Origin of the sequence: Klebsiella sp. NPDC088457, from assembly GCF_044900465.1 — a bacterium.
Classification (GTDB): domain Bacteria; phylum Pseudomonadota; class Gammaproteobacteria; order Enterobacterales; family Enterobacteriaceae; genus Klebsiella.
Genome location: NZ_JBJDNH010000080.1, coordinates 1 through 9,650, shown reverse-complemented (window position 1 = coordinate 9,650; position 9,650 = coordinate 1). Strand labels below are relative to the sequence as shown.

Annotated in this window: 9 protein-coding genes; 5 read left to right on the top strand and 4 right to left on the bottom strand. The window is 51.8% G+C overall.

What is annotated here, in order from left to right:
- Positions 1-172: 172 nt before the first annotated feature.
- A complete protein-coding gene (gene mobB, locus ACI2JR_RS27220) occupies positions 173-676 on the bottom strand; it encodes a molybdopterin-guanine dinucleotide biosynthesis protein MobB (protein WP_132731764.1) in 504 nt (167 codons plus the stop codon).
- A gap of 2 nt (positions 677-678) precedes the next feature.
- Positions 679-1,254 (bottom strand): molybdenum cofactor guanylyltransferase MobA, encoded by a 576-nt coding sequence (gene mobA, locus ACI2JR_RS27215; RefSeq protein WP_132731765.1) that lies wholly within the window; start codon positions 1,252-1,254, stop codon positions 679-681.
- Between the two features lie 71 nt (positions 1,255-1,325).
- On the opposite strand from mobA, the gene ACI2JR_RS27210 reads away from it, so the two are divergent.
- The 3 genes from ACI2JR_RS27210 (at position 1,326) to dsbA (ending at position 3,308) form a co-directional block, all read left to right on the top strand.
- Positions 1,326-1,595 (top strand): YihD family protein, encoded by a 270-nt coding sequence (locus tag ACI2JR_RS27210; protein WP_132731766.1) that lies wholly within the window; start codon positions 1,326-1,328, stop codon positions 1,593-1,595.
- A gap of 75 nt (positions 1,596-1,670) precedes the next feature.
- Positions 1,671-2,657, top strand: a complete 987-nt coding sequence (locus tag ACI2JR_RS27205; RefSeq protein WP_462479979.1) for a serine/threonine protein kinase — start codon at positions 1,671-1,673, stop codon at positions 2,655-2,657.
- A 27-nt stretch (positions 2,658-2,684) separates the two neighbouring features.
- Positions 2,685-3,308, top strand: coding sequence for a thiol:disulfide interchange protein DsbA (gene dsbA / locus ACI2JR_RS27200; RefSeq protein WP_132731768.1), 624 nt, complete (start codon positions 2,685-2,687; stop codon positions 3,306-3,308).
- 50 nt (positions 3,309-3,358) lie between these two features.
- Here the strand turns inward: dsbA and ACI2JR_RS27195 are convergent, their stop codons facing one another.
- Positions 3,359-4,258: an acyltransferase gene (locus tag ACI2JR_RS27195; RefSeq protein ID WP_462479978.1), complete on the bottom strand. Its 900-nt coding sequence runs from the start codon at positions 4,256-4,258 to the stop codon at positions 3,359-3,361.
- A 396-nt stretch (positions 4,259-4,654) separates the two neighbouring features.
- Here ACI2JR_RS27195 and polA point away from each other — a divergent pair, with 396 nt between their 5' ends.
- On the top strand, positions 4,655-7,444 hold the full coding sequence (polA, locus tag ACI2JR_RS27190) for a DNA polymerase I (RefSeq protein WP_132731770.1): 2,790 nt from the start codon (positions 4,655-4,657) through the stop codon (positions 7,442-7,444).
- A 348-nt stretch (positions 7,445-7,792) separates the two neighbouring features.
- Here the strand turns inward: polA and yihA are convergent, their stop codons facing one another.
- Positions 7,793-8,425, bottom strand: coding sequence for a ribosome biogenesis GTP-binding protein YihA/YsxC (gene yihA / locus ACI2JR_RS27185; protein WP_132731771.1), 633 nt, complete (start codon positions 8,423-8,425; stop codon positions 7,793-7,795).
- A 587-nt stretch (positions 8,426-9,012) separates the two neighbouring features.
- On the opposite strand from yihA, the gene yihI reads away from it, so the two are divergent.
- Positions 9,013-9,519 carry a Der GTPase-activating protein YihI gene (gene yihI, locus ACI2JR_RS27180; RefSeq protein ID WP_132731773.1) on the top strand — a complete coding sequence of 169 codons (507 nt, stop codon included), beginning with the start codon at positions 9,013-9,015 and terminating at the stop codon, positions 9,517-9,519.
- Positions 9,520-9,650: the final 131 nt, after the last annotated feature.

Here is a 9,650-nt window from a genome sequence, read left to right as displayed (position 1 = left end):
GGTCTCCCCATGTGAGAGTAGGGAACTGCCAGGCATCAAATCAGTAAGAAGCCCATCCTCGCGGATGGGCTTTTTGCGTTTTCAGCCAATGGAAAACCCGCTACGATCTCGCTCGCTATAGCGGGTGCATATCCACTCTTCTGTCGCCCCCGCGCACTTGACTCCGCAGATCTTATCTTCTTAGCCATTGCAGAATAAATGCCGTAATCTGCGGAACATTATTTAAATCGAGCAGCGGTAGTGAAGTTTCCACATAGGTATCGCTGGCCACGGCAATAACGTGCTCATCCACAACAAGATCGTCGACACTATGCCCGCTGTCCTGGCGAAAAAGCAGGATCTTCGCCACCGGTTCATGCTTAAATCCTTCGACCAGAACTAAATCCAGTTTTGAGGCGTCCATTCTGCTGACCAACCACGTCAAATCAGGTTCTTCTGCATCTGGTGTTTCGGTCATTAGCGCCCAGCGCTGCGAACTGGCTACGATAGTCTGTGCTGCCCCGGCTTTGCGCAATTCATAGCTGTCTTTTCCGGGTTTATCGACGTCCATATTATGATGGGTATGCTTTATCAGACCGGGACGCAGGCCTTCCGCACATAATGCCGGGATCAGTTTTTTTAGCAGCGTTGTTTTGCCGCTGCCGCTCCAGGCGGAAATGGCGAGAACGGGGATCATGGTTACTCCTGCATATTCTGCAAATCATCAAGGGTGTTGACGTTAATGAATGCCGATCTCACATCGCTAAAATCGACGCTATGCCCACCGCTGTTGCGCATAAAGACCATCACTCGTCGCTCACCGGCGGCAAGATAGGCGGCCAGCGAGGGAATTAAGCGTCGATGCATCAGGGCGATGGCCGGATGATCCCGCTCTCCATCATGCGCCCAGACGACGGCGGCGGATTTTTTCTGCTGTATAAAGCGCTCAACTAAAAACGCGGGGATAAACGGCGTATCGCAAGGACAAAACACAAACCATTCACCCTCTATCTGCTGCATGATGGATAGCATACCGGCTAGCGGTCCGGGAAAGTCGGTGAGGGTATCGCGATAAATCGGGTAACCACTGGCGTGCCAGCTATCGAGATTACGGTTGGCGCTGATCGCCAGGCTTGTTACCTGAGGAGCCAGCGTATCGGCGACATACCGCCACAATGGTTTACCCTTGAGTAGCTGTAACCCTTTATCCGCTCCCCCCATCCGGGTGGCCCTCCCACCCGCTAACACGACGCCGGTTATTGCCTCGCCTTGCATATGAATATCGCCTCTTTCTTTGTGGGATTGACCCTGTTAACTTGTCCCTATCAAGAGTAAGGAGCATGACCATGAAATGTAAACGTCTGAATGAAGTAATTGAACTCCTCCAGCCTGCCTGGCAAAAAGAGCCCGAACTGAACCTGATGCAATTCTTGCAGAAACTGGCAAAAGAGGCCGGTTACGACGGCGAACTGACCGATCTTTCCGACGATATCCTGATTTATCACCTGAAAATGCGTGACTCGGCAAAAGAAGCGGTTATTCCAGGGATTCAGAAAGATTATGAAGAGGATTTCAAAACGGCGTTACTACGCGCTCGCGGTGTGATTAAAGAGTAAAAGGTTGTAAGTGCTGCCGCGGAACGCGTTATGAGATGATATCCTGAACTATTCGTACGATTATCGGATGTCAGGATGCACGATAAGGCTTTTAATTTTCAGACGCTTCACCCGGATACCATTATTGATGGGCTATTTGATCTGGGTATGCGGGTAGATTCTGGTCTCACCCCGCTTAACAGCTATGAAAACCGGGTTTACCAGTTTCAGGACGAAGCTCGCCGCCGCTATGTGGTGAAGTTCTATCGTCCTGAACGTTGGTCTGCTGAACAGATCCTCGAAGAACACCAGTTCACTCTCCAGCTCGAACAGGATGATGTTCCTGTCGCTGCGCCATTATTGTTCAATGACACTACCCTTCATCAACACCAGGGTTTCTATTTTGCCGTGTTCCCGAGCCTTGGCGGACGCCAGTTTGAGTCCGATAACCTCGATCAAATGGAGTCGGTCGGGCGTTATCTGGGGCGTTTACACCAGACCGGGCGCAAACAGCGCTTCGTGGCACGTCCGGAAATTGGAGTAGATGAATATTTACTCGCACCGCGAGAAGTCTTTGAACACGCAAAATTGATACCGGCGGGCCTGAAGGAGAGCTTTCTCCGTGCCGCAGATAAACTGATTGCAGCCGTCATGGCGCAGTGGCATGGCAATGCGGATACGCTGCGCCTGCACGGCGATTGCCACGCCGGAAATATTCTCTGGCGCGATGGCCCGCTGTTTGTCGATTTAGACGATGCCCGCACCGGCCCGGCGATCCAGGATCTGTGGATGCTGCTAAACGGCGATAAAGCCGAGCAGCGCATGCAGCTGGAGATGATCGTTGAGGCTTACGGAGAATTCAGTCCCTTTAATGCCGATGAGCTCGCGCTTATCGAACCTTTACGTGCCATGCGGTTAGTTTATTATCTGGCATGGTTGCTCAGACGCTGGGACGATCCTGCTTTCCCTATCAATTTCCCGTGGTTAACCGGGGAAGATTACTGGCGTGGGCAGATAACAACTTTTCTTGAGCAGGTGAAGGTTCTGCAAGAACCCCCTCTTCAGTTAACGCCAATGTATTAATCTGATATTTCCAGGAGAGAGTTAAAAATGAAAAAAATTTGGCTGGCGCTGGCTGGTATGATTCTGGCTTTTAGTGCATCCGCTGCCCAGATCACCGACGGTAAGCAGTATATCACCCTTGATAAGCCGGTGGCCGGGGAGCCTCAGGTACTTGAGTTCTTCTCGTTCTACTGCCCACACTGCTATCAGTTTGAAGAGGTGCTGCACGTTTCTGATAACGTGAAGAAAAAGCTGCCGGAAGGCGTCAAAATGACCAAGTACCACGTTGAGTTCCTGGGGCCGTTGGGTAAAGATTTAACCCAGGCATGGGCGGTCGCGATGGCGCTGGGCGTTGAAGATAAAGTGACGGTACCGATGTTTGAAGCGGTGCAGAAAACGCAAACCGTACAAACGGTAGCCGATATCCGTAAAGTCTTTGTTGATGCCGGCGTGAAGGGGGAAGACTACGATGCGGCCTGGAACAGCTTCGTGGTGAAATCTCTGGTTGCCCAACAAGAGAAAGCCGCCGCTGACCTGCAGCTGCAGGGGGTCCCGGCCATGTACGTTAACGGTAAATATCAGCTGAACCCGCAAGGGATGGATACCAGCAATATGGACGTATTTGTCGCCCAGTATGCGGATACCGTTAAGCAGTTGGTTGAGAAGAAGTAAAAAAAAACGCCGGTCGATGACCGGCGTTGTTGTTTTCAGACGTAATAATCCTACTTTTCATTCCGCCGCATGATTTCCGTCAGCTGGGCGTCTTTCTCTTCCCATAACGCATTTAGCCAACGCTGAAAGCGGCGCTTAAAGTTTTTGTCGTTCACGTAGTCGCCATGCAGATCGTCAGCGACGGGGAGCATATTGACGCGTACTACGATACGGGTCAGGCGGCCGCTTAGCATGTCGAAAAACGGTCTCTGATTGTTCTCCGGGTAGCATAATGTCACGTTCAGCAGCTTATCAAACTGGGCGCCAAGGACGTTTAACGCCATTGCGATACCTGCCGCTTTCGGCGGTAATAAATTACGGTAAGGCGAACGGGTCTGGCGCTGCTTCTCTTCCGTAAAGCGCGAACCTTCGACGAAGTTGACGATAGTGGTCGGGTGCGAACGGAATTTTTCGCAGGAACGACGGGTGGTTTCAACGTCTTTACCGCGACGCTCCGGGTGGCGAATTAAATAGCCACGCGAGTAGCGGCGCATGAAGGGCATATCCAGCGCCCAGCAGGCCAGACCGATAAAGGGCACCCAGGCGAGCTGCTGCTTGAGAAAGTATTTATTCATCGGGATGTGCTTACGGAACAACACGCAAAGCACCACGATATCTGCCCAGCTATGATGGTTGCTGATAAGCAGATACCAGTTTTTTTTATTTAAGCCTTCAAGGCCCTGCACGTCCCATTTCAGCCCGGGGTTCAGGTAAAGCAGTATCGCCAATCCCTCACACCAGCAGTACATCATGAAATTGCAGAAACGGGATATCGCACGCCATACCGCAGGAATGGGTACAAGAAGTTTAATCAGCCCGGCGAAGATTATCGGTACGGAACAGATAATGGTGACTACGATGGTAAGGGCGATACTCAGCGGAAGTGTTATCGCAGCGAGTAATCTCGACATAGTTAGTTTATTCAGAAAGTTAGGCTGATAAAGAGCGCAGTTAAACCGTGCAAGAGGCTGATTTTACCAGAAAACGCGGCAAATGACGGGTCTTCGCAGAACAGAAAAACAGGCGGATCTTATATCCACATGGAACATTGAGTCATTAGAATGATATTAAAAACCAGGATCTATGATTAACTATATGATTAATAAGAATTAATTATATTTTCGTTTATTTTGTTTAGGGTGGATCGGCTACTCTGATAAAACTATGCACAAACTTATCCACAGATATCACCACCGCACGATCGACCAGATCGATGAATCTTTTTGGTGAAATGCGGGAAAAATTCAGGTTTTCAGGCGCGTCTGTGGCATCCTTTACCCATAATCTGATAAACAGGCACGGAAATTATGGTTCAGATCCCAGAAAACCCTCTCATCCTCGTTGACGGCTCCTCTTACCTTTACCGGGCGTATCACGCTTTCCCGCCGCTGACCAACAGCGCAGGTGAGCCGACCGGCGCAATGTATGGCGTGCTGAATATGCTGCGCAGCCTGATCCTGCAGTATCAACCGACTCATGCTGTTGTGGTTTTTGATGCTAAAGGAAAAACCTTCCGTGACGAACTGTTTGAGCATTACAAATCCCACCGTCCGCCGATGCCGGACGATCTGCGGGCGCAGATCGAACCGTTGCATGCCATGGTGAAGGCGATGGGGCTGCCGCTGATGGCGGTTCCGGGCGTCGAGGCGGATGATGTTATCGGAACGCTGGCGCGTGAAGCGGAAAATGCGGGCCGCCCGGTGCTGATCAGCACCGGTGATAAAGATATGGCGCAGCTGGTTACGCCGGGCATTACCCTGATTAATACCATGACTAACACCATCCTTGGTCCGGATGAAGTGGTGACGAAATACGGCGTCCCGCCGGAGCTGATTATCGATTTCCTCGCGCTGATGGGCGACTCCTCGGATAACATTCCGGGCGTACCCGGCGTGGGTGAGAAAACGGCTCAGGCGCTGCTGCAGGGGCTGGGTGGGCTGGATACCTTATACGCTGAGCCCGATAAAATTGCCGGTCTGAGCTTCCGCGGCGCCAAAACGATGGCCGCGAAACTGGAGCAAAACAAAGAGGTGGCCTACCTCTCGTATCAGCTGGCCACCATTAAAACCGACGTCGAGCTGGATCTGCGCTGCGAAGAGCTGCACGTCCTGCAGCCGGCAGCGGACGATCTACTGGCGCTATTCAAAAAATATGAATTTAAGCGCTGGATCACCGATGTTGAATCCGGCAAATGGATGCAGGCAAAGGGCGGTAAACCGGCGGCAAAACCGGCAGAAGCTGCCGCTGTCGTTGCGGAAGAGGACGTTGAGGCCGCGGCCACGCTGTCTGCGGAAAACTACGTCACGATTCTTGATGAACAGACGTTGACTGAATGGATCGCGAAGCTGAAGAAAGCGCCGCTGTTTGCCTTTGATACGGAAACGGACAGCCTGGATAATATCTCCGCCAATATGGTGGGCCTGTCGTTTGCTATTGAACCCGGTATTGCGGCCTACGTCCCGGTTGCACATGATTATCTCGATGCGCCGGATCAGATCCCTCGGGAGCGCGTGCTGGAGCTGCTGAAACCGCTGCTGGAAGATAAGAATCTGCTGAAGGTCGGGCAAAACCTGAAATATGACCGCGGCATTCTGGCTAACTATGACATTGAGCTTCGCGGTATCGCCTTTGACACCATGCTGGAGTCCTACATCCTCGATAGCGTGGCGGGACGTCATGATATGGATAGTCTCGCCGATCGTTGGCTGAAGCATAAAACCATTACCTTTGAAGAGATTGCCGGGAAGGGGAAAAACCAGCTCACCTTTAACCAGATTGCGCTGGAAGAAGCAGGCCGCTATGCGGCGGAAGATGCTGATGTCACCTTGCAACTGCACCTGAAAATGTGGCCGAAACTGCAGCAGCATGAAGGCCCGCTGAATATTTTTAAAAATATTGAGATGCCGCTGGTGCCGGTGCTATCCCGCGTTGAACGTAACGGGGTCAAAATTGACCCGGCCGTACTGCATGCCCATTCACAGGAGATCGCTAAACGCCTGATCGAGCTGGAGCAGAAGGCCTACGAGATCGCGGGCGAAGAGTTCAACCTCTCTTCACCCAAACAGCTACAAACTATTCTTTTTGAAAAACAGGGTATTAAGCCGCTGAAGAAAACGCCGGGCGGCGCGCCTTCCACGTCGGAAGAGGTGCTGGAAGAGCTGGCGCTGGATTATCCGCTACCGAAAGTCATTCTCGAGTATCGTGGGCTGGCGAAGCTGAAGTCGACGTATACCGACAAACTGCCGCTGATGATAAACCCAAAAACCGGCCGCGTGCATACCTCTTATCATCAGGCCGTAACGGCGACCGGACGCCTGTCTTCGACCGATCCGAACCTGCAGAACATTCCGGTGCGTAACGAAGAAGGGCGTCGTATTCGCCAGGCGTTTATTGCTCCGCAAGATTACCTCATCGTTTCTGCCGACTACTCGCAAATCGAGTTGCGCATTATGGCGCATCTGTCACGCGATAACGGCCTGCTGACCGCCTTTGCCGAAGGTAAAGATATCCACCGTGCGACGGCGGCAGAGGTCTTTGGCCTGCCGCTTGAGAGCGTGAGTAACGAGCAGCGCCGGAGTGCCAAAGCGATTAACTTTGGCCTGATTTATGGTATGAGCGCATTTGGCCTCGCGCGGCAGCTCAACATTCCGCGTAAAGAAGCGCAGAAATACATGGATCTCTACTTCGAGCGCTATCCGGGCGTGCTGGATTATATGGAACGTACCCGGGCGCAGGCGAAAGAGCAGGGGTATGTCGAAACGCTGGATGGCCGTCGTCTGTACCTCCCGGACATCAAATCCAGTAACGGAGCCCGGCGTGCCGGCGCTGAACGTGCGGCGATCAACGCCCCGATGCAGGGTACCGCCGCGGACATTATCAAGCGCGCGATGATCGCCGTTGATCAATGGTTGCTGAGCGAGAAACCGCGGGTGCGGATGATCATGCAGGTGCACGATGAACTGGTCTTTGAAGTGCATAAAGACGATCTCGACACCGTGGCGAAAAAGGTCCATGAGCTGATGGAAAATAGCACGACGCTGGCGGTGCCGCTGCTGGTGGAAGTGGGAAGTGGGGAAAACTGGGATCAAGCGCACTAAGTATTCAGTGGATAAGGTGATTTTCTGTAAGTAAGCAACATAACTTATAGCGTTTTGTGATGACCATTTGAATTTGCTATGTAAAGAGTGAAAAAAAACTACAAAAAGTGCTTTCTCCGTAACCAAAAGAAGAGTAGAGTTAACGACGTAGGGTACAGAGGTAAGATGTTCTATCTTTCAGACCTTTTACTTCACGTAATCGGATTTGGCTGAATATTTTAGCCGCCCCGGTCATAAATGACCGGGGCGTTTTTTATTGCGCGAAAGAAATGTTTTGCGCGCAGTGGCGGGGAAACGATGCCGCCCGGACAAGGCGCGAGCGCCGCTATCCGGGGGAAACAACGGAGATTATTCCCCGTCGGCGATCTCTTCCTGAGGAGGGATCTCGTTGAACCAGCTATCGAGTTTCTGTCGCAGTTTATCCACGCCGGATTTCTTCAGCGAAGAGAAAGGTTCGACCTGTACATCGCCATTAAAGGCGAGAACCGCTTCGCGCACCATATTCACCTGCGCTTTACACGCCCCGCTGGCCAGCTTATCGGCTTTTGTCAGCAGCACCAGAACCTGAATATCGCTTTCTACCGCCCATTCAATCATTTGCTGGTCAAGGTCTTTCAGCGGATGGCGGATATCCATCAACACCACCAGTCCTTTCAGGCACAGACGTTTCTCCAGGTATTCACCCAGCGCCCGCTGCCATTTGATCTTCATCTCCTCGGGGACCTGAGCGTAGCCATAGCCCGGAAGGTCGACCAGGCGTTTGCCTTCGGCGACTTCGAACAGGTTAATAAGCTGGGTGCGGCCAGGCGTCTTTGAAGTACGCGCCAGGCTTTTCTGGTTGGTGAGCGTATTCAGGGCGCTGGATTTCCCCGCATTTGAGCGGCCAGCAAACGCGACTTCGATGCCGGTATCGGCTGGAAGATGGCGGATATCGGGTGCGCTGGTGACAAAATGCGTCTGTTGATAATTCCAGTTGGTCAAGACAGTCGTCTCCGTTAAATAAGGCTATGGTGGGGAGTATACCTGAACAGCAGAAAAAGACTGTTTTTACCGCATTTCTCTGATGTAAGTAAAAACCACATGCTTTGTGAGACATTGTCCATTCAATATAGGGGAGATTGATGAGAAACGCCCGACATTAACATAATAAAAATATTAAAAATCAAACCATTAAATAAAAAGAAAAATCTTAAATACCAAAATTTACCCGCGGGTTGGTTGTCGCTTTCTCTTAACCCGGTAAAGTAATGGGCAACGGCGAGGAAGCCGGGAGGATGAAGACTCAGGATGAGGGGTCAGGAGCGCCAGGAGGCGAAGACCAGGGATGACTGTCAGGATGACAAACGTCTGGAGACGTTTTGACAAGGAAAGGGATGTAACAGGGAACGTTATTCGCCAAAGGAAAGACAGGGTGCGTCGTTGGCGAACAGGGAAAGTGGAAACCCGTTGCGGGTTTGTGAGTGAGGAAAAAGGCGGCAGAGTAATCTGTCGCCTTTTTTCTTTGCTTGCTTTCTGCTAGATTCCGCCTCAATTCTATACTGAAGAAAACGAATCTGAAGATCACACACATGAAAAAACCGACATCCGTACCCCGTGGCAAAATACATCGCAAGACGCGTGAAGAAATGAATCAGGAATCTCGCGATCGTAAGCGCCAGAAGAAACATCGTGGTCACGCGGCGGGTAGTCGCGCAACCGGCGGTGATGCAGTTTCGTCCGGTAATAAGCAGGGCCAACAGCAAGATCCGCGTATTGGTAGTAAAAAACCGATTCCGCTGGGCGTGACTGAAAGCACCCCGGCTATTAAGCAGCACAAACCGAAGAGCGAGAAACCTATGCTTTCACCACAGGCTGAGCTGGATTTGCTGGAAAACGATGAGCGCCTGGACGCGCTGCTGGAACGTCTGGAAGAGGGGGGTTCCCTGAATGCTGAAGAGCAGTCCTGGGTCGATGCCAAACTCGATCGTATTGATGCGCTGATGCAACAGCTGGGTCTGTCCTACGATGATGACGAGGATGAGGAAGAAGAGGAGCGTCAGGAAGATATGATGCGCCTGCTGAAGGGTGGAAACTAACGTTTGCACTCAGTCGGATTCCCGGTCCTGCTTATAACCCTTCTGGTTATATGTTATCTGCTGTGGTTATTCGTTAAACTACGACGGTTGTCGCGGCGTCTTAAATGGCTGCGCAACCGGCTCATTACCCG

Coding starts and splice junctions, on each gene's coding strand:
- mobB (WP_132731764.1), bottom strand. CDS start 676: ATGATCCCCGTTCTCGCCATTTCCGCCTGGAGCGGCAGCGGCAAAACA.
- ACI2JR_RS27210 (WP_132731766.1), top strand. CDS start 1,326: ATGAAATGTAAACGTCTGAATGAAGTAATTGAACTCCTCCAGCCTGCC.
- polA (WP_132731770.1), top strand. CDS start 4,655: ATGGTTCAGATCCCAGAAAACCCTCTCATCCTCGTTGACGGCTCCTCT.
- ACI2JR_RS27205 (WP_462479979.1), top strand. CDS start 1,671: ATGCACGATAAGGCTTTTAATTTTCAGACGCTTCACCCGGATACCATT.
- mobA (WP_132731765.1), bottom strand. CDS start 1,254: ATGCAAGGCGAGGCAATAACCGGCGTCGTGTTAGCGGGTGGGAGGGCC.
- dsbA (WP_132731768.1), top strand. CDS start 2,685: ATGAAAAAAATTTGGCTGGCGCTGGCTGGTATGATTCTGGCTTTTAGT.
- ACI2JR_RS27195 (WP_462479978.1), bottom strand. CDS start 4,258: ATGTCGAGATTACTCGCTGCGATAACACTTCCGCTGAGTATCGCCCTT.
- yihI (WP_132731773.1), top strand. CDS start 9,013: ATGAAAAAACCGACATCCGTACCCCGTGGCAAAATACATCGCAAGACG.